The organism is Paraburkholderia sp. BR10937 (assembly GCF_040965695.1).
Lineage (GTDB): Bacteria > Pseudomonadota > Gammaproteobacteria > Burkholderiales > Burkholderiaceae > Paraburkholderia.
Genome location: NZ_JBFRCL010000020.1, coordinates 63,295 through 83,537, shown reverse-complemented (window position 1 = coordinate 83,537; position 20,243 = coordinate 63,295). Strand labels below are relative to the sequence as shown.

Here is a 20,243-nt window from a genome sequence, read left to right as displayed (position 1 = left end):
ATCGCTTGTCGCTTCTGCGCAATTGCTCGTCGCAATTGCTACGTTGGTCGGCTTTTTGCCGGACAACCATGTGTCATGAGCCTTCATGACCCTGCGACGCAGTTCGATTCCTGAGGAGATGACGATGTGCCGATTCCCCCTGCTTAAGACAGGCGCGCTCGCGTGCGCCGCCATCCTCTGCACCAGCGCCTACGCGGCCGATCCCGCCGCGTGCAAGGACGTGCGCTTCGCCGACGTGGGCTGGACCGATATCGCGGCGACCACGGGCGTGGCGTCGACGATCCTCGGCGCGCTCGGCTATACGCCGACCAAGACGATCGCCTCGGTGCCGATCACGTTCGCAGGGCTCAAGAGCAAGCAGATCGACGTGTTCCTCGGCTACTGGTCGCCGACCATGGACCCGATCATCGAGCCGTTCACGAAGTCGGGCTCGATCAAGGTGCTCTCGACGCCCAATCTCACGGGCGCGAAATATACGCTTGCCGTTCCCGATTACGTCTACCAGGGCGGCCTGAAATCATTTCAGGACATCGCCAGATACGCGGACAAGCTGCAAGGGCGCATCTACGGCATCGAACCCGGCAACGACGGCAACGCGCTGATCCAGAAGATGATCGGCGCGAACCAGTACGGGCTCGGCAAATTCAAGCTGGTCGAATCGAGCGAGGCGGGGATGCTCGTACAGGTGAACCGCGCCGTGCGCGAGAAGCAATGGATCGTGTTCCTCGGCTGGGAGCCGCATCCCATGAACGTGCAGATGAAGATCGACTACCTCTCCGGCGGCGATGCGGTGTTCGGGCCCGACTACGGCGCGGCGCGCGTGCTGACCGCGGAACCGCCCGACTATGCCGCGCGCTGCCCGAACGTGGCGAAGTTCGTCTCCAACCTCCAGTTCACGACCGCCATCGAGAACCATTTGATGGTGCCGATCGCCAACAAGGAGGACCCCAACAAGGCCGCCGCCGACTGGCTGCGCAGCAACCCGCAGGTGCTCGACAACTGGCTCGCCGGCGTGACCACGCTGGACGGCAAGCCGGGCCTGCCTGCCGTGCGCGCCTCGCTGGGCGTGCATTGACGCGCCGTTGTCCGCGGTGAGAGCCGCGGACATCCCTGCGGTACATCCCTATTTGCGCGGCAATTTTGGTTGATTAGCGTTCAAAAGAGGAGGAGGCAGATGGAGCAAGCAGGAATCGGTACGCATGGCGCAGAGGAGAGCGCCGCACGAGGCGGTCATGGCCAGGGGCTGCAGCGCGGCCTTACGTGGAAAGACGCGTTCTGGGTGACGAGCGGCGTGCCCGCGGGCGTGTTGTTCACGATTGGCGGTGTTTGCGCGACCATTGGCCAGCCGGCCTGGGCCATCTGGATCGCATCGATCACGATGGGCCTCGTGCAAAGCGCCACTTACGCCGAGATTTCAGGACTCTTTCCGCACAAGTCGGGCGGTGCTTCGGTGTACGGAGCAATTGGCTGGGTCCGCTACAGCAAGATGATCGCGCCGGTTTCCGTGTGGTGTAACTGGCTCGCATGGTCGCCCATGCTGGCGCTCGGCTGCGGACTCGCCGCGAACTACGCGCTCGCCACGCTGTTCGCGCCCGAGGCGGCCATCCTGCAGTGGCACTGGACGCTCGCCAACCTGGACTTCATCAAGCCGGGTCTCACGCTGCGCATCAACGCGACGTTCCTGATCGCCGCGGCCTTCCTGCTCGTCACATTCCGGCTTCAGCACAGCGGCGCTTCGAAGGCCGCAAAAACGCAGAAGATTCTCGGCATCGCGTCGCTCACGCCGCTCCTGATCGTCGGGCTCGTACCCTTCGTTACGGGCGATGTTCCCGCGAAGCATCTCTTTCCGCTGCTGCCGCTCGGGCACGACGCCCACGGCAATCTCACCGCGGCCGTGTTCGGCACGTGGAACGGGCAGGGCGTGGTCATGGCGCTGGGCGCGATGTTCATGGCGGGATGGGCATCGTACGGCTTCGAAACGGCGGTGTGCTATACGCGCGAGTTTCGCGACCCGCGGCGCGATACGGCGCGGGCGATCTTCTGGTCGGGCGCGCTTTGCCTCGTCGTGATGACGCTCGTTCCGCTCGCGTTTCAGGGCTCGCTGGGTACGGCGATGATGCTCGATCCACGCATCGGCGACGGTACCGGTGTGGGCACCGCGATGGCCGCGATGGTGGGCGGCGGCGCCTGGGTGGGCAACGCCGTGGTGGTGATGCTGATGCTCTCGATCCTGCTGATCGTGATGACGTCGATGATGGGTTCGTCGCGCACGCTCTATCAGGCTTCGGTGGACGGCTGGCTGCCGCGCTACCTCTCGCGCGTGAACGAGCACGGCGCGCCGACGGCGGCGATGTGGACCGATCTGGGTTTCAATCTCGTCCTGCTCGCGATGTCTGACTATATGACGGTGCTGTCGATCTCGAACGTCTGCTACATGCTGTTCGTGTTCCTCAACCTTCAGTCGGGCTGGATTCACCGCATGGATCGCGGCGCGTGGGCGCGTCCGTTTCGTTGCCCGACGTGGCTGCTCGCGCTCGGTGCGCTGTGCGGCTATGCGAACCTCGTGTTCGTGGGCGCAGGCGCGAATCTGCAAGGCGAGGGCACGCTGCGCGATGGCATCATTGCCATGCTGCTGATCGTGCCGGTGTTTGCTTTCCGCCATTACTGGCAGGATCGCGGGCGATTTCCGGCGGGCAGCGCGCTCGATATGGAAGTGAGCGTGCCGGTGCGCAGCCGGTGGTTGAACCTCGCGCCTTATGGTGCGCTCGTTGCGGCCGCGCTGACGATTGCGGTTTCGCATTGGCTGGCCGCGTCGGTCTGAGTTGGCTTCAGTGTTGGCGGCATCGTGCGGGCGGGTTGCTCGCGTGGTGCCGCGTTTTTTTTGCTGTGACTGTTGCTGTGCTTGTTGCTGGACCGATCACGCGCTGAATGCGCGACGAACCCGAAGAAAAAGCCAGAGTCGGCGCGCAACTCATCGCGCGCCGACTCTGGCCCATCACCGTTGCTTAAAGCGTCACGCTATGCGCGCGTATTTTCTCCCTGCGCGACGTGGCGTCCGCCGCGGGTGAGCCCGCCCCCCGTGCCGGCGCGCCGTTCGCCACGAAATACGGCGCGTGCGATCGCGCAAGCGCCTCGCGCCCGCGGATGCGATCCGCGATCTTTTCCGCGATCATGATGGTCGGCGCATTGAGGTTGCCGGTGGTGATGCGCGGCATGATCGACGCGTCCACCACCCGCAGGCCGTCGAGTCCATGCACGCGGCCTTCGCCGTCCACCACGGCCATGTCGTCGTAGCCCATCGCACACGAACACGACGGGTGATAGGCGGTTTCCGCGCGGTTGCGCACGAACGCATCGATCTCGGCGTCGCTCTTGAGCGCCGCGCCGGGGTTCAGTTCGCTGCCGCGAAACCGGTCGAGCGCGGGCTGCGCAATGATTTCGCGCGTGATGCGGATCGCGTCGCGGAACTCGCGCCAGTCGAGCGCTTCGGCCATGTAGTTGAAGAGGATCGACGGATGCTGACGAGGGTCGCGCGAGCGCAGTTTGACGCGCCCGCGGCTCGGCGAGCGCATCGAGCCCACGTGCGCCTGGAAGCCATGCATCTTGATCGCATTGCTGCCGTTGTAGTTGATCGCAACGGGCAGGAAGTGATACTGAAGGTTCGGCCACGGATCGTCGTCGCGCGTGCGAATGAAGCCGCCCGCCTCGAAATGATTGCTCGCGCCAATGCCGGTGCCGCGCAGCATCCATTCAAGGCCAATAGCCGGTTGATTGCGCATGAGGAGTGCAGGGTAAAGCGAAACCGGCTCCTTGCACTCGTACTGCATGTACATTTCCAGGTGGTCCTGAAGATTCTGCCCGACGCCCGGCAGATCGAGCACAACGGGAATGTCGAGCTCGCGCAGCCATGCACCGGGACCGACGCCCGAGCGCTGCAGGATCTGCGGCGAGGCGATCGCGCCCGCACACAGCAGCACTTCGCGGCGCGCGTAGCGGGTCACGCGCGCGGGCCCGTCGAGAAAGACGACGCCACACGCCCGCTTGCCGCTGAACAGAACGCGGTCCGTCACCGCATGCGTGACGATGTCGATGTTGGGCCGATGCTTTGCCTGATCCAGATAGCCGCGTGCGGTGCTCGCGCGCCGGCCTTTGGCCGTCACGGTGCGGTCCATCGGCCCGAAGCCTTCCTGGCGGTAGCCGTTCAGGTCGTCGGTGCGCGCATAGCCCGCCTGCACGCCCGCCTCGATCATCGCCTCGAAGAGCGGGTTCACGCCCGGCTTGCTCGTCGTCACGTGAACAGGACCTTCGCCGCCGTGATAGTCGTTCGCGCCGACGTCACGCGTTTCGGCCTTGCGGAAATACGGCAAGCAGTCCAGATAGCTCCAGTTCTCGAGCCCTTTGCGCTCGGCCCAGCCGTCGTAGTCGAGCGCATTCCCGCGGATATAGCACATGCCGTTGATGAGCGACGATCCGCCGAGCCCCTTGCCGCGCCCGCATTCCATGCGCCGGTTGTTCATATGCGGCTCGGGATCGGTTTCGTAGGCCCAGTTGTAGCGGCGGCCCTGCAACGGGTAGGCGAGCGCCGCGGGCATCTGCGTGCGGAAATCGAAGCGGTAGTCGGGACCGCCCGCTTCGAGCAGCAGCACCGTCGCGTCGCGGTCCTCGGTGAGGCGCGCGGCAAGCACGTTGCCCGCCGATCCCGCGCCGATGATGATGTAGTCGTACTCTTGCGCTGCCATGCAGGACTCCCTCAGAAAACGGGCTGATACGGTCCCAGTTCCACCTGGACGGATTTGAGGCGCGTGTAGTGCTCGAGCGTGGTGATGCCGTTTTCGCGGCCCACGCCCGACTGCTTGTAGCCGCCCACGGGCATTTCGGCGGGCGACTCGCCCCACGTGTTGATCCAGCAGATGCCGGCTTCGAGCCGATGAATCACGCGGTGCGCGCGAGAGAGGCTTTCGGTCACGACGCCGGCGGCCAGGCCGTAAAGCGATTCGTTGGCGCGTGCGATCACTTCGGCTTCGTTGGCGAAGGCGAGAATGCTCATCACCGGCCCGAAGATCTCCTCCTGCACGATGCGCATGTCGTCGCGGCAACCGGAGAACACCGTGGGCTGCACGTACTGGCCGCGCGCGAAGTCGCCCTGCGTGAGGCGCGCGCCGCCCGCGAGCAGCCGCGCGCCTTCGCGCTTGCCGCTCTCGATATAGCCGAGCACCTTGTCGAGCTGCGCGGAGCTGGCGAGCGGCCCGAAGTTGGTGGCGGGGTCGGTAGGATTGCCTACGCGGATGCGCTGCACGCGTTCGAGTACGCGCGCCTCGAACTCGCCAATCACCGATTGATGGACAAACACGCGCGTGCCGTTGGTGCATACCTGGCCGGCGCTGAAGAAGTTGGCGGTCACGGCGATATCGGCGGCGCGCTCGAGGTCGGCGTCTTCGAAGACGATGAGCGGCGACTTGCCGCCCAGCTCCATCGTGACTTCCTTGAGCGTGGAGCCGCCCGCGGCCGCCATGACCTTCTTGCCCGTTTCGACGCCGCCAGTGAACGAAATTTTCTCGATGCCGGGATGCACGCTCAGCATGGCGCCCACGCGGCCGTCGCCATGGACCACGTTGAACACGCCGGGCGGCACGCCGGCCTCGATATAGATCTCGGCGAGCTTCGAGGCCGAAAGCGGAGTGATCTCGCTCGGCTTGAAGATCATCGCGTTGCCGGCGGCGAGCGCGGGCGCCGATTTCCAGCAGGCGATCTGTAGCGGATAGTTCCATGCGCCGATGCCCGCCGTGACGCCCAGTGGCTCGCGCCGCGTGTAGACGAACGAGCTTTCGCGCAGCGGAATCTGCTGGCCTTCGAGCGCGGGCGCGAGGCCCGCGTAGTACTCGATCACGTCGGCGCCGGTGGCGATGTCCACGCTGCGCGTTTCGGCGATCGGTTTGCCCGTGTCGCTGGTTTCGAGTGCCGCGAGTTCGTCGTTTCGCTCGCGCAGCAGTTCGACCGCGCGCCGCAGCACGCGCGAGCGCTGCATGGACGGCATGGCGGCCCAGACGCGCTGGCCGTTGCGGGCCGACTGCACGGCGCGGTCGATATCGGCGGCGCTCGCGTGCTGCACCGTGGCGAGCTTGGCGCAGGTGGCGGGATCGTAGGTGTCGAACGTTTCGCCGCTGGTGGCGTCGCTGTAGTCGCCGTCGATGAAGAGGCGTTGCAGGGGAAAGAGGGACATCGTTGGCTCCGGGCCGGGTTATTTGCCTGACTTGCCCGAGCGCGGCTTCGCGCGCGCCTCGAGTTGCAGGTCGATGTAGTCGTTGGCCACGCGCAGCGCGGCCTTCGTGTCGAACGGCTCGCCCGTGAGCGCGCCGCGCAGCCAGAGGCCGTCGATCAACGCAGCGAGTCCGCTTGCGGCGCGCCGGGCCGTAGCGGCCGGCAACACCTTCTCGAACTCCGCGCAGAGGTTCGAGTGGAGCCGTCGCGTGTTGACGCGCTGCAGCCGGCGCAGCGCGGGCTGATGCATGCTCTCGGCCCAGAACGCGAGCCACGTCTTCATGACGGGTGCGTTCACCTGCGAGACGTCGAAATTGGCCGCGACGATGGCGCGCAAGCGCGCACGCGGCTCGTCTTTCGCGGCGAGGCGACGCCGCACCGTGGCCTCCCAGAGGTCGTGCAGCACGTGGCGCATGGTGGCTTCGAGCAGGCCGTCCTTGCCGCCGAAATAGTGACTGACGATGCCAGTCGAAATCTTCGCGTGCTGTGCGACGGTCGCGAGCGTCGTGCCGGAAAGACCCGACTCGTCGATCGATTGCAGGGTGGCGTCGATGAGTTGCGCGCGGCGCACGTCGCGCATTCCGATCTTGGGCATGGTGATTCCGGGCGATTCGGGGAGGTTTCCACTCTAGGTATTTTTTATTGAATGTTCAATCAATAAAAACGTAGAAATGGCGGGATCGGCGGATTTTACAAAGTCCGCGTCGGATTACCGATGATCGCGTCGCCGGAACCCCTCTCGAGGCCCGCCAGATAACGGATTGCGCCTGTTTTACAGGGGTATTTCTACCGCTGGCGTGTCGCGTTAGCGCCAGCGCGTGTCGTGTCTGCGCAAGTCGGGCGAGATTTGGACTTGTACGTTTTGATCCACCGCGCAAGCCGCCACGCGTTGCCGGCGCGGCCCGACAACCTGTATCGCCAGACCAGAGAGACCCGACACCATGAGAAAACTGAATGCGGTGGCACTGAGCGGCATCGCGGTGACATTGAGCGCTGTCTCGACCGCAAGCCATGCCCAAAGCAGCGTCACCCTGTACGGGATCATCGACGCCGGCGTGACCTACGTGAGCAATGCGGGTGGCTCGCATCAAGTGAAATTCGACGATGGCATTGCGCAGGCGAACCGCTGGGGCCTCAAGGGCACAGAGGATCTCGGCGGCGGGTTGAAGGCCGTGTTCCAGTTGGAGAGCGGCTTTCGCCTCGGCAACGGACAGATTGCCAACGGCGGCTCGCTTTTCGGTCGTCTCGCTTATGTCGGACTCCAGAACGATTGGGGCACACTCACGTTCGGCAATCAGGCCGACATGACGCAGGAGTTCGTCTACCTCTACAACGTCACGGCGTGGGCGAGCGGCTACGCAATCAACCAGGGCGACTTCGACCGCATGAACGGCGACCATCTGCCGAACGCCGTGAAGTTCATGTCGAACACGTTCGGCGGATTCCAGTTCGGCGGCATGTACTCGTTCAGCAACACGCCCGGCGACTTCCACACCGGCAGCGCCTGGAGCGTGGGCGCGCAGTACCAGAACGGCCCGTTCGCGATGGGCACCGCGTACACGCAGCTGAACAACCCATCGGGCATCTACGCGTTCGACCCGTACAACATGATCGGCGTGCGCACGTTCTTTGGCAGGCCGACCGTGAGCGTCGATCCGGCCACGGGCGCAGTCAGCTCGCTCTACTCGGAGACGCCGTTCCCCGTGGACAAGCAGGCCACCTTCGGCGCGGGCGCGAGCTACGCCATCGGCGACGTCACGCTCATGGGCGCTTTCACGTACACGCAGATCAAGGCATTCGGCGAGAGCGAGCACATGCAGGTGGGCGAAGGCGGCGCCAACTGGCAGGTGACGCCCGCGTTGAGCGTGGCGGGCGGCTACCAGTACACCCACTTCGATGGCCACCACTGGAACCAGCTTTCGGCGGGGATGCATTACCTGCTTTCGAAGCGCACGGACGTGTACATCTCAGGCGACTGGCTCAAGGCCTCGCAGGGTGTGGACGCGGTGATCGGCTATAGCTTCACGCCGTCTTCCACCACCACCCAGGCCGACGTGCGCATTGGCTTGCGTCATCAGTTCTGAGCGGACATGCGGGTACTTTTCCACAGCAAAACATCGGGAAAACCCGCGGTAAAACCCTGGCGAATCGTCCGCCAGAGTCGCCCGCAGCCCCGACTGGCGAGGCCGTCCAACGGCGATGGCGTTTTTGTTCTATCGGCTGCCACGGCCTCTTTGGTCTACTTGCACCCAAGCTCATCCATGCGCTCAGCGCGAAGGGAAGTCAGATGAACGTCAGCGTTTTCGACCTGTTCAAGATCGGGATCGGTCCGTCCAGCTCGCATACCGTCGGCCCGATGGTCGCTGCGTGCCGCTTCGCGTCGCATGTCGAGGACGCCAATCTGCTCGCCTTTGTGCGCCGCGTCAAAGTCGAGCTGTACGGCTCGCTCGGCGCGACGGGCAAGGGCCACGGCACCGACAAGGCTGTGCTGCTGGGCCTTGAAGGCAACTTGCCCGACTCGGTCGATCCCGACCAGATCGAGCCGCGCCTCGCTGCCATTCGCCGCGAGAAGACGCTCGTGCTGCTCGGCAAGCAGACCATCCGTTTCGACGAAAAGGAGTGTATCGGCTTCTTTCGCAAGACGATGGGCGGCGCAAACACGCTGCACTCCAACGGCATGCGTTTTCAGGCCTTCGACGAAAACGGGCAGTTGCTCGTCGAGAAAGAGTACTACTCGGTGGGCGGCGGCTTTGTCGTGAACCGCGACGGCGACCGCGTGAACGGCGTGCGCAGCGGGCGCGAGGTGCCGTATCCGTTCCGCACCGGCGACGACCTGCTGCGCGTGTGCAAGGAAAGCGGCCGCTCGATCGCCGAAGTCACCCTCGCGAACGAGTGCGCGGCACGCTCGCCGGAAGACGTGCGCGAAGGGCTGCTCGCGATCTGGCACGCGATGGCCGCCTGCGTGGAGCGCGGCTGCAAGATGCATGGCGAATTACCCGGCCCGATGCAGGTGAAGCGCCGTGCCGCCGATCTCTCGGTGCATCTGCGTTCGCGCTCCGAGGAGTCGCTGCGCGATCCGCTTTCCATGCTCGACTGGGTCAATCTCTACGCCATGGCCGTGAACGAAGAGAACGCGGCAGGCGGGCGCGTCGTCACGGCGCCCACGAACGGCGCGGCGGGCGTGATTCCCGCGGTGCTGCACTACTACGTGAAGTTCGTAGCGGGCGCAAACGAAGACGGCATTGCCAACTTCCTGCTCACGGCCGCGGCCATCGGCATCATCTACAAGGAAACGGCGTCGATTTCGGGCGCGGAAGTGGGCTGCCAGGGCGAAGTGGGCGTGGCGTGCTCGATGGCCGCTGCCGCGCTCGCTGCCGTCATGGGCGGCACGCCGCGCCAGGTGGAAAACGCCGCCGAAATCGGCATGGAGCATAACCTCGGCATGACCTGCGACCCCGTGGGCGGCCTCGTGCAGATTCCGTGCATCGAGCGCAACGCCATGGGCGCGATCAAGGCGATCAATGCCGCGCGCATGGCGCTCAAGGGCAACGGCGAGCATTACGTCACGCTCGACAACGTCATCAAGACGATGCGCGAAACGGGTGCCGACATGAAGACGAAATACAAGGAGACGTCGCGCGGTGGTCTCGCCGTGAACGTCATCGAGTGCTAACTGAAGCTAATGGTAACGCGCAACAAGGGGTCTGCGAGATGAGCCGCTATTCGATATTCAGTCTGTTCCGCAACGGGTTGTCGTATCACGAGAACTGGGAGCGGCAGTGGAGAAGCCCGGAGCCGAAGAAGGAGTACGACGTGGTGATCGTCGGCGGCGGCGGGCATGGTCTCGCAACGGCCTATTACCTCGCGAAGGAGCACGGCGTGAAGAACGTCGCGATTCTGGAGAAAGGCTGGATCGGCGGCGGCAATACGGCGCGCAACACGACCATCGTGCGCTCGAACTATCTGTGGGACGAATCGGCGGCGCTCTATGAGAAAGCGATGAAGCTTTGGGAAGGGCTCTCGCAGGACCTCAACTACAACGTGATGTTCAGCCAGCGCGGCGTGATGAACCTCGCGCATACGCTGCAGGACGTGCGCGATACCGAGCGCCGCGTGAATGCGAACCGCCTGAACGGCGTGGACGCCGAGTTCCTCACGCCCGAGCAGATCAAGGAAATCGAGCCGACCATCAACCTGAACAGCCGCTACCCCGTGCTGGGCGCTTCGATCCAGCGCCGCGCGGGCGTGGCGCGCCACGACGCCGTGGCGTGGGGCTTCGCGCGCGGCGCGGACCAGCACGGCGTGGACATCATCCAGAACTGCCAGGTGACGGGCATTCGCCGCGACGGCGCGCGCGTGACCGGTGTGGATACGTCGAAGGGTTTCATCAAGGCGAAGAAGGTCGCCGTGGTGGCGGCGGGCAACACCACGACGCTCGCGGACATGGCCGGCGTGCGCCTGCCGCTGGAAAGCCACCCGCTGCAGGCGCTGGTGTCGGAGCCGATCAAGCCGGTGGTGAACACCGTGATCATGTCGAACGCGGTGCACGCCTATATCAGCCAGTCCGACAAGGGCGATCTCGTGATCGGCGCGGGCGTGGATCAGTACACCGGTTTTGGCCAGCGCGGCAGCTTCCACATCATCGAGGGCACGCTGCAGGCCATCGTCGAAATGTTCCCGGTGTTCTCGCGCGTACGCATGAACCGGCAGTGGGGCGGCATCGTCGACGTTTCACCGGACGCCTGCCCGATCATCAGCAAGACCGATGTGAAGGGTCTCTATTTCAACTGCGGCTGGGGCACCGGCGGCTTCAAGGCGACGCCGGGCTCGGGCTGGGTGTTCGCGCACACCATTGCGAAGGACGAGCCGCATCCGCTCAATGCGCCGTTCTCGCTGGACCGCTTCTATACCGGCCACCTGATCGACGAACACGGCGCGGCCGCTGTCGCCCATTAACGAGGAGACCACAACATGTTGCTGATCGAATGCCCGTGGTGCGGTCCCCGCGCCGAAGTCGAGTTTACGTGCGGCGGCGAAGCCGAAATCGCGCGTCCGCTCGAGACCGACAAGCTCACCGACAAGGAGTGGGGCGACTACCTCTTCATGCGTCACAACCCGCGCGGCGTGCACAAGGAGCAGTGGCTGCACGCGCAGGGCTGCCGCCGCTGGTTCAAGGCGACGCGCGACACCGTCACCTACGAGATTCAGAGTTACGAGACCTTCGGCGCGGCAAATGAAGCGCAAGGCAACAAGCAAGGGAGCACGCAGCGATGAGCCAGAAAAACCGCCTCGGCGCCGGTGGGCGCGTGAACCGCGCGATTCCGCTGAACTTCACGTTCAACGGCCGCACGTATCAGGGCTTTCAGGGCGACACGCTCGCCTCGGCGCTGCTCGCCAACGACGTGCATTTCGTCGCGCGCAGCTTCAAGTACCATCGCCCGCGCGGCATCATGACGGCCGACGTGGCCGAGCCGAACGCCATCGTGCAACTCGAGCGCGGCGCGTATACGGTGCCCAATGCGCGTGCGACCGAAGTCGAACTGTACCAGGGGCTCGTGGCGACGAGCGTGAACGCCGAGCCTAGCCTCGAGAACGATCGCATGGCGATCAACCAGAAGTTCTCGCGCTTTCTGCCGGCGGGCTTCTACTACAAGACCTTCATGTGGCCGCGCAAATGGTGGCCGAAGTACGAGGAAAAGATTCGCGACGCCGCCGGTCTCGGCAAGGCGCCCGAAGTGCGCGACGCCGATCGCTACGACAAATGCTTCGCGCATTGTGACGTCCTCGTGGTCGGCGGCGGCCCGGCCGGCCTCGCGGCGGCGCATACGGCGGGCGCAAGCGGCGCACGCGTGATTCTGGTGGACGACCAGCGCGAACTGGGCGGCAGCCTGTTGTCGTGCAAGGCCGATATCGATGGCCGTTCCGCGCTCCAGTGGGTCGAGAAGATCGAAGCCGAACTCAAGCAGATGCCCGACGTGAAGATCCTGTCGCGCAGCACGGCGTTCGGCTATCAGGATCACAATCTCGTGACCGTGACGCAGCGTTTGACGGAGCATCTGCCGGTGTCCACGCGCCAGGGCACGCGCGAGCTGTTGTGGAAAATCCGCGCCAGGCGCGTGATTCTCGCGACGGGTGCGCACGAGCGTCCCATCGTGTTCGGCAACAACGATCTGCCGGGCATCATGCTGGCCTCGGCGGTATCGACGTATATCCATCGCTATGGCGTGCTGCCGGGCCGCAATGCGGTCGTGTTCACGAACAACGACGCGGGCTACCGTTGTGCGCTCGACCTCAAGGCATGCGGCGCGACCGTCACGGTCGTCGATGCGCGCACGCAGGGCAACGGCGCGTTGCAAGCCGCCGCGCGCCGCCAGGGCGTGAAGGTGATGTACAACGCGGCGATCAACTGTGCGCACGGCAAGCAGCGCGTGAGTTCAGTCGACGTGGTGGGCTACACGAACGGGCAAGCCGGCGCGCAGCAGACCACGCTCCCATGCGATCTCGTTGCCGTGTCGGGCGGCTTCAGCCCGGTACTGCACCTCTTCGCGCAGTCGGGCGGCAAGGCGCACTGGAGCGACGCGAAGGCGTGCTTCATGCCGGGCAAGCGCGTGCAGGAGGAAGTGAGCGTTGGCGCGGCAGTGGGCGAATTCGGCCTGGCCCGCGCGCTCACGCAGGGCGTGGACGGCGGCATCGACGCGGTGAAGTCGCTCGGCTTTCCGCTCAAGCGGCCTGCGGTGCCCAAGGCGGCCGAGGTCGAAGAAACGCCGCTGCAGGCGCTGTGGCTCGTGGGCAGCCGCAAGGATGCGGCGCGCGGGCCAAAGCAATTCGTCGACTTCCAGAACGACGTTTCGGCAGCGGACATTCTGCTCGCCGCGCGCGAAGGCTTCGAATCGGTCGAGCACGTGAAGCGCTACACGGCCATGGGCTTCGGCACCGACCAGGGCAAGCTCGGCAATATCAACGGCATGGCGATTCTCGCGAGCGCGCTCGGCAAGACGATTCCCGAAACGGGCACGACGACGTTCCGCCCGAACTACACGCCCGTCACGTTCGGCGCGTTCGCGGGGCGCGAACTGGGCGACATGCTCGACCCGATCCGCAAGACCTGCATTCACGAGTGGCACGTGCAGCATGGCGCAGAGTTCGAGGACGTGGGCAACTGGAAGCGCCCGTGGTACTACCCGAAGAGCGGGGAGAATCTGCACGCGGCCGTGAAGCGCGAGTGTCTTGCGGTGCGCAACAGCGTCGGTATTCTCGATGCTTCCACGCTGGGCAAGATCGACATCCAGGGGCCCGACGCCGCGAAGCTGCTCAACTGGGTCTATACGAACCCGTGGCTCAAGCTCGAAGTGGGCAAGTGCCGTTATGGCCTGATGCTCGACGAAAACGGCATGGTGTTCGACGACGGCGTGACAGTGCGCCTCGGCGAGCGGCACTACATGATGACGACCACTACGGGTGGCGCGGCGCGCGTGCTCACGTGGCTCGAACGCTGGCTGCAGACCGAGTGGCCCGACATGAAGGTGCGTCTGGCTTCCGTCACCGACCACTGGGCGACGTTCGCCGTGGTCGGCCCGAAGAGCCGCAAGGTGCTGCAGAAGGTGTGCAAGGACATCGACTTCGACAACGCCGCGTTCCCGTTCATGTCGTATCGCAACGGCACCGTCGCGGGCGTGAAGTCGCGCGTCATGCGCATCAGCTTCTCGGGCGAGCTGGCCTATGAAGTGAACGTGCCGGCCAATGCAGGCCGCGCCGTCTGGGATGCGCTGATGGAGGCCGGCGCCGAGTTCGACATCACGCCGTACGGCACGGAAACGATGCACGTGCTGCGCGCCGAGAAGGGCTACATCATCGTGGGCCAGGACACCGACGGCTCGGTCACGCCTTTCGACCTCGGCATGGGCGGTCTCGTCTCGCAGACGAAGGACTTCCTCGGCCGCCGCTCGCTCAAGCGCTCGGACACGGCGAAGGAAAACCGCAAGCAGTTCGTCGGACTGCTGACCGACGACGCGCAATACGTGCTGCCCGAAGGCGGCCAGATCATCGCGCCCGATGCGCAAGTGCGGTCCGACGGCACGACGCCGATGATCGGCCACGTGACGTCGAGCTATTACAGCCCGATCCTGCAGCGCTCCATCGCGCTCGCGGTCGTGAAGGGCGGCTTGAACAAGATGGGCGAGCGCGTGGTGATACCCATGGCCGATGGCCGGCGCGTGAGCGCGCAGATCGCGAGCCCGATTTTCTACGACACGGAAGGAGTGCGTCAGCATGTTGAATGAAACGAAAGACCCCCTGCCGGTCGCGGAGCGCGTCGTCGGCGTGCGCCTGGAGTCGCCGCTCGTAGGCGCAGCGGATCTGGTCAAGGCGCAGGAGGGACGCGCCTCGAAAGCGTTCGCCATGCGCGAGCTGCCGTTCCGCGACCTCGTGAACGTGCGCGGCGAATTGAGCGACCCGGCGTTCGTCGCGGCGTTCGCCAGCGTGGTGGGCTGCGAGCCGCCTGCCGCGCCGAACACCATCGCGCGCAGCGAGCATTACGACGTGCTCTGGCTCGGACCCGACGAATGGCTCGTGCGCTCGCTCGCGCCTGTGCAAACCGGCATGCTCGAAGCGAAGCTGACCGCCGTGCTCGGCGACGCCTACGCGGCGGCCGTGGACATCGGCAGCGGCAATACGGTGATCGAGATCGAGGGCACGCGAGCGCGCGACGTGCTCTCGCGCGGCTGCCCGCTCGACCTGCATCCGCGCCTCTTCAAGCCGGGTCAATGCGCGCAGAGCGTGTACTTCAAGGCTTCGATCGTGCTGATTCCCACGGGCGACGACCGCTTCGAAATCGTCGTGCGCCGCAGCTTCGCCGATTATTTCTGCCGCATCATGGTCGACGCCGCGGCGTCGGTCGCGCCATGAAGATCGTCGATGCAGCGTTCGAGCCGGCGCTCGGCGCGCTGGGCGCAATCGGTGCGCTCGGCGCTCACGACGAGCCGCGCGGGCGCGGCTGGAGCGTATTCGTCGAAGCGTTGAGCGTGCCGGCGCGCATCGGCATCTATCCGCACGAGCACGGTTCCCCGCAGCCACTCGTGATCGACGCGCAGCTCGGCTATCGCTGCATGCCGCACGAGAAGAACGCGACGGGTGAAGCGGGCGACTGGATCGACTACGACGGCTACTGCACGCGCCTTGCCGACTTTCTCGGGCGCAAGCCGCACACGCGGCTGCTCGAAACGCTGGTGGCGGACATGGCGGCGTTTTCGTTTCGCGAATGGCCCGCGCTGGAAACGCTCAGGCTCGCGGTGCACAAGCCGAAGATCCGGCCGGGCACGCGGCGCGTGGGCGTGGGGCTCGACTGGACGCGCGCCGACTATCGGCAATGGATACGGGCTGAGAGCGGCGGGCAGCCGTAGCAGGCGAGACGCGTAGCCCGATGTCGGCACAAAGCAAGGGCGCGTCGCTTTTTGTACATCGTCGTATGCGGCGGGCAGGCTACGCTCGAAGCATCGTTACCTTGCGCGGAGTCTGCACGAGGTGACGCCATCTGGTAAGCAGCGTTGCGAGCTGCATCGAACAGGAGACAGCGAGATGAGCGGTAATCGAGGCGTCGTGTATCAAGGTCCGGGCAAGGTCGAGGTGCAGAAGATCGCGTATCCGAAGATGGTCGATCCGAGCGGGCGCTCGATCGGCCATGGCGTCATTCTGAAGGTGGTCAGCACGAATATCTGCGGCTCGGACCAGCATATGGTGCGCGGGCGCACGACGGCGCCCGTCGGTCTCGTGCTGGGCCACGAAATCACCGGCGAAGTGGTGGAGGTGGGCAACGACGTCGAAACGCTGAAGATCGGCGACCTCGTTTCCGTACCGTTCAATGTGGCGTGCGGGCGCTGTGCGATGTGCCGCGAGCAGCACACCGGCGTTTGCCTGAACGTGAATCCGTCGCGCGCGGGCGGCGCTTACGGCTATGTCGACATGGGCGGCTGGATTGGCGGCCAGGCCGAATACGTGCTCGTGCCGTACGCCGATTTCAACCTGCTGAAATTTCCGGACCGCGATCAGGCCATGTCGAAGATCCGCGATCTCACCTGCCTTTCCGACATTCTGCCTACGGGCTATCACGGCGCGGTCACGGCGGGCGTAAAGCCGGGCTCGACCGTCTATATCGCGGGCGCGGGTCCCGTGGGGATGGCGGCTGCGGCTTCGGCGCGTTTGCTCGGCGCGGCCTGCACGATCGTCGGCGACATCAATGCCGAGCGGCTCGCGCATGCGAAGGCCATGGGCTTCGAAGTGGTCGATCTTTCGAAAGACGCGACGCTCGGCGAGCAGATCGAGCAGATACTCGGCAAGCCGGAGATCGATTGCGCGGTGGATTGCGTGGGCTTCGAAGCGCATGGGCATGGCGCTTCTGGTCACTCGGAAGAGGCGCCGGCCACGGTCCTCAATTCGCTGATGGAAATTACGCGGCCCGCGGGCATGATCGGTATTCCGGGGCTGTACGTGACGGATGATCCGGGCGCACGCGACGTGGCAGCGCAGCATGGGAGCCTTAGCATCCGCTTTGGGCTTGGTTGGGCCAAGTCGCATACTTTCCATACGGGGCAGACGCCCGTGCTCAAGTACAACCGCAATCTCATGCAGGCGATTTTGTTTGATCGGTTGCCGATCGCCAAGATCGTTAATGTGTCGGTTATTTCGCTTGATGAAGCCCCTGAGGGCTATAAAAAGTTTGATGGCGGTGCGCCGCGGAAGTTTGTGATTGATCCGCATGGGTTGTTGGCCGCTTAGGTTTTGGTTTTGGTTTTTGGCTTTTGGCCGGTTTTTTGGGGTTTTCCTGTTGTCGCGTCGGTACGCACGCGTTGCCCCTGTGCGGGGCAGCACCTACTTTTCTTTGCAGCGGCAAAGAAAAGTAGGCAAAAGAAAGCCGCTCAAACCGCTAATGCCTGCCACAGTTCTCATCTCGCCGTAAATGGTGAATGGCTCCGGAGCGTCTGTCACCTCGCACCACCAAACTTGGTGACAAGGCCGTCATTCATCCCGCTGCTCGCTACGCGCGCTGCGGTTGGGGCTGCCAGGGAAACCAAAGGGTTTTAGCTATGCCCTTCGGCGCGCGCAGCCCCGCCGGAAGTATGAGCGCCTTGTCACTACCTTTGAAGGTGCGAGATGACAGACGCTCCGGAGCCAGCACAGGGGCAACGCTAGCAGACCGCCGCGAAACCAGGTTTCAAACATGAACGACAGGCGCAGGCACAACAACAACAGCCGCGCCAGGCGAATCCAACCCAGAAAGCGGTGCAACCCGCTTCCTCCGCTCCCCAGTAGGCGCACTCCCAAAAGCATCCCGATAGCTCTTGCTAAAGTGACAAGCCGACTGAAACCCGCAGGCCATCGTAATCTGCATAATCGACATATCGGTCTGCAGCAGCAGCTCACGCGCCCGCCGCAACCGCAGCGTCAAATAGTAATGCGTCGGCGTCATGCCAAGATGCTCATGAAAGAGCCGCTGCAACTGCCGCTGTGACATATTCGCAAGCCGTGCGAGTTCCTCACGCGAAAGCGGCTCCTCGATATTGTTCTCCATGAGAGAAATGACTTCGAAGAGCGACTTGTTCGCGGACCCGAGCCGCGCGACGAGCGGCATGCGCTGCTGGGCAGACGTATCGCGCACATGCTCGACCACGAACTGCTCGGCGATCTGCGTCACGCGAGCAGTGCCCACACGTGCCGTGATGAGATGCAGCATCATGTCGAGCGGCGCGACGCCGCCCGTGCAGGTCACGCGGTCGCGATCGATGACGAAGAGCTCCTTGAGAAAACGCGTCGAAGGAAACTCTTCCTTCAGCGCCGACATGTTTTCCCAATGGATCGCGCAAGCATACCCAGCCAGCAGCCCGGATTTCGCCAGCGCATAGGTCCCCGTGCACAGGCTGCCCAGCGTGACACCCATGCGCGCGAAGCGGCGCAGCGCAGCGAGATGGGCAGGCGTAGTGGCCCGCTGCACATCGATGCCCCCGCAGACGAACACGATATCGGGCTGCCCCACGCATTCGGCCGGGCCTGTGTCGATGGAAAGCCCGTTGCTCGACGCGACCGGGCCGCCCTCCGGGCTGATGATCGACCACCTGTAAAGCGGCTGCCCGCTCAGGTAGTTAGCCATACGAAGAACTTCGATGGCGTTCGTGAACGCGATCATCGTGAAGTCGGGCAGCGGCATGAACGCGAAGTGCGCTAACGACGCTGTGCGATCCGGCAGCATGGGGGACGATTCCTTGTGATCGGTAGCCTGATGCCCAATGGAGGCCCGGTGAGGCCGGGGGGCCGGCTACGCTACCGCAATTTTCGAATTTGGCGGGTCCAGTGTGCCATGCGGCAAAACCCTGAGTCATCTGGACAAAAAAGCCGGACGCGGGAAACAGGACGAGAGTGCGGGATTGGTGCACCGCGATGCACGATAAATAAATCGGATTGGGGAACATGGGGCACGGCGCACCGTTAGCGGGCGCCCTGGCGAAGCCACTTGTGAAAAATGGACGCGGATGGCGGAAAAGGAAAAGAACGCGTCTGAATTTCGACGTTGAGCGCCAATTCGAACGACAAGAATAGAACCGTCGGTCCCCAGCCGGTCAAGCGGGTTCAAAGCCGCTCTCAAGCCAGTCGCGACGGGGCCTCCAGCATTGCAGGAAGTCCTTCATTCATCGTCACGGAAGCCCTATGTCGAACACTCAACCTTTCTTTTCGCAAACGCTGGCGCAGCGCGATTCGGCAATCCGCAGCAGCATCCTGAAAGAACTCGAGCGGCAGCAGTCGCAGGTCGAAATGATCGCGTCGGAAAACATCGTGTCGCGCGCCGTGCTCGAGGCCCAGGGCTCGGTGCTGACCAACAAGTACGCTGAAGGTTATCCGGGCAAGCGCTATTACGGCGGCTGCGAATTCGCCGACGAGGTGGAAGCACTCGCCATCAGCCGCATCAAGCAACTGTTCAACGCGGGCTTCGCCAACGTCCAACCGCATTCGGGCGCCCAGGCCAACGGCTCGGTCATGCTCGCGCTCGCCAGGCCGGGCGACACGGTGCTCGGCATGTCGCTCGACGCGGGCGGCCACCTCACGCACGGCGCCAAGCCGGCGCTTTCGGGCAAGTGGTTCAACGCCGTGCAGTACGGCGTGAACCGCGAAACCATGCTGATTGATTACGACCAGGTCGAAGAACTCGCGCAGCAGCACAAGCCCAGCCTCATCATCGCGGGCTTTTCCGCGTATCCGCGCGCCCTCGACTTCGCGCGCTTTCGCGCCATCGCCGACGCGGTCGGCGCGAAGCTGATGGTGGATATGGCGCATATCGCGGGCATCATCGCGGCGGGGCGTCATCAGAACCCCGTCGAGCACGCGCACGTCGTCACCTCCACCACGCACAAGACGCTGCGCGGCCCGCGCGGCGGCTTCGTGCTGACCAACGACGAGGAGATCGCCAGGAAGATCAACTCGGCCGTGTTCCCCGGCCTGCAGGGCGGCCCGCTCATGCACGTGATCGCGGGCAAGGCGGTGGCGTTCGGCGAAGCGCTCGACGCCGGCTTCAAGACCTATATCGACAGCGTGCTCGCCAACGCGAAGGCGCTGGGCGAGGTGCTCAAGGCGGGCGGCGTCGATCTCGTGACGGGCGGCACCGACAACCATCTGCTGCTCGTCGATCTGCGGCCCAAGGGCCTGAAGGGCAATCAGGTCGAGCAGGCGCTCGAGCGCGCCGGCATCACCTGCAACAAGAACGGCATTCCGTTCGACGCCGAAAAGCCCACGGTGACTTCGGGCATTCGCCTCGGCACGCCCGCGGGCACGACGCGCGGTTTCGGCGTGGACGAATTCCGCGAGATCGGCCGCCTGATTCTCGAAGTGTTCGACGCGCTGCGCACGCATCCCGAAGGCGACGCCGCCACCGAGCAGCGCGTGCGCCGCGAGATCTTCGCGCTGTGCAGGCGCTTCCCGATCTATCCGCAAGCCTGATTCCTCAC

The 20,243-nt window shown here is 64.6% G+C and carries 14 protein-coding genes and 1 pseudogene; 11 read left to right on the top strand and 4 right to left on the bottom strand.

Annotation, left to right across the window (positions count from 1 at the left end; genetic code table 11):
• The first annotated feature begins 124 nt into the window (after nucleotides 1–124).
• Entirely contained in the window at nucleotides 125–1,075 is a 951-nt protein-coding gene (locus AB4Y44_RS18205; RefSeq protein WP_368700448.1) for a choline ABC transporter substrate-binding protein, read from the top strand.
• 174 nt (nucleotides 1,076–1,249) lie between these two features.
• Nucleotides 1,250–2,821: pseudogene (locus AB4Y44_RS18200) on the top strand (APC family permease); the annotation flags it as partial.
• Between the two features lie 184 nt (nucleotides 2,822–3,005).
• Here AB4Y44_RS18200 and betA read toward each other — a convergent pair.
• Genes betA through betI form a run of 3 tightly spaced genes read right to left on the bottom strand, consistent with a single transcriptional unit; the run spans nucleotide 3,006 to nucleotide 6,853 of the window.
• Nucleotides 3,006–4,739 carry a choline dehydrogenase gene (betA, locus tag AB4Y44_RS18195; RefSeq protein ID WP_368700447.1) on the bottom strand — a complete coding sequence of 578 codons (1,734 nt, stop codon included), beginning with the start codon at nucleotides 4,737–4,739 and terminating at the stop codon, nucleotides 3,006–3,008.
• Nucleotides 4,740–4,750: 11 nt separating this feature from the next.
• Nucleotides 4,751–6,220 (bottom strand): betaine-aldehyde dehydrogenase, encoded by a 1,470-nt coding sequence (gene betB / locus AB4Y44_RS18190; RefSeq protein WP_368700446.1) that lies wholly within the window; start codon nucleotides 6,218–6,220, stop codon nucleotides 4,751–4,753.
• 18 nt (nucleotides 6,221–6,238) lie between these two features.
• Nucleotides 6,239–6,853 (bottom strand): transcriptional regulator BetI, encoded by a 615-nt coding sequence (gene betI, locus AB4Y44_RS18185; protein ID WP_342923482.1) that lies wholly within the window; start codon nucleotides 6,851–6,853, stop codon nucleotides 6,239–6,241.
• A gap of 346 nt (nucleotides 6,854–7,199) precedes the next feature.
• Here betI and AB4Y44_RS18180 point away from each other — a divergent pair, with 346 nt between their 5' ends.
• The 8 genes from AB4Y44_RS18180 to fdhA all read left to right on the top strand — a co-directional run bounded on the left by AB4Y44_RS18180 (nucleotide 7,200) and on the right by fdhA (nucleotide 17,028).
• On the top strand, nucleotides 7,200–8,342 hold the full coding sequence (locus tag AB4Y44_RS18180; protein WP_342923483.1) for a porin: 1,143 nt from the start codon (nucleotides 7,200–7,202) through the stop codon (nucleotides 8,340–8,342).
• Between the two features lie 203 nt (nucleotides 8,343–8,545).
• Nucleotides 8,546–9,931: an L-serine ammonia-lyase gene (locus AB4Y44_RS18175; RefSeq protein WP_342923484.1), complete on the top strand. Its 1,386-nt coding sequence runs from the start codon at nucleotides 8,546–8,548 to the stop codon at nucleotides 9,929–9,931.
• Between the two features lie 38 nt (nucleotides 9,932–9,969).
• Nucleotides 9,970–11,214, top strand: coding sequence for a sarcosine oxidase subunit beta family protein (locus tag AB4Y44_RS18170; protein WP_042260300.1), 1,245 nt, complete (start codon nucleotides 9,970–9,972; stop codon nucleotides 11,212–11,214).
• Nucleotides 11,215–11,229: 15 nt separating this feature from the next.
• On the top strand, nucleotides 11,230–11,532 hold the full coding sequence (locus AB4Y44_RS18165) for a sarcosine oxidase subunit delta (RefSeq protein WP_342923485.1): 303 nt from the start codon (nucleotides 11,230–11,232) through the stop codon (nucleotides 11,530–11,532).
• The gene (locus AB4Y44_RS18160; protein ID WP_368700445.1) at nucleotides 11,529–14,537 is read left to right on the top strand and encodes a sarcosine oxidase subunit alpha family protein; all 3,009 of its coding nucleotides are present in this window, start codon (nucleotides 11,529–11,531) and stop codon (nucleotides 14,535–14,537) included. The genes AB4Y44_RS18165 and AB4Y44_RS18160 overlap by 4 nt, the downstream gene beginning before the upstream one ends.
• Nucleotides 14,527–15,162, top strand: a complete 636-nt coding sequence (locus AB4Y44_RS18155) for a sarcosine oxidase subunit gamma (RefSeq protein ID WP_342923487.1) — start codon at nucleotides 14,527–14,529, stop codon at nucleotides 15,160–15,162. The genes AB4Y44_RS18160 and AB4Y44_RS18155 overlap by 11 nt, the downstream gene beginning before the upstream one ends.
• Entirely contained in the window at nucleotides 15,159–15,656 is a 498-nt protein-coding gene (locus tag AB4Y44_RS18150; protein WP_342923488.1) for a dihydroneopterin aldolase, read from the top strand. Before AB4Y44_RS18155 ends, AB4Y44_RS18150 begins: the two co-directional genes overlap by 4 nt.
• 175 nt (nucleotides 15,657–15,831) lie before the next feature.
• Nucleotides 15,832–17,028 (top strand): formaldehyde dehydrogenase, glutathione-independent, encoded by a 1,197-nt coding sequence (fdhA, locus tag AB4Y44_RS18145; RefSeq protein WP_368700444.1) that lies wholly within the window; start codon nucleotides 15,832–15,834, stop codon nucleotides 17,026–17,028.
• Nucleotides 17,029–17,464: 436 nt separating this feature from the next.
• Here fdhA and AB4Y44_RS18140 read toward each other — a convergent pair whose 3' ends face one another.
• Nucleotides 17,465–18,496: a GlxA family transcriptional regulator gene (locus AB4Y44_RS18140; protein WP_342923503.1), complete on the bottom strand. Its 1,032-nt coding sequence runs from the start codon at nucleotides 18,494–18,496 to the stop codon at nucleotides 17,465–17,467.
• 455 nt (nucleotides 18,497–18,951) lie between these two features.
• On the opposite strand from AB4Y44_RS18140, the gene AB4Y44_RS18135 reads away from it, so the two are divergent.
• Entirely contained in the window at nucleotides 18,952–20,235 is a 1,284-nt protein-coding gene (locus AB4Y44_RS18135) for a serine hydroxymethyltransferase (RefSeq protein ID WP_368700443.1), read from the top strand.
• The last annotated feature ends 8 nt before the right edge of the window (nucleotides 20,236–20,243 follow it).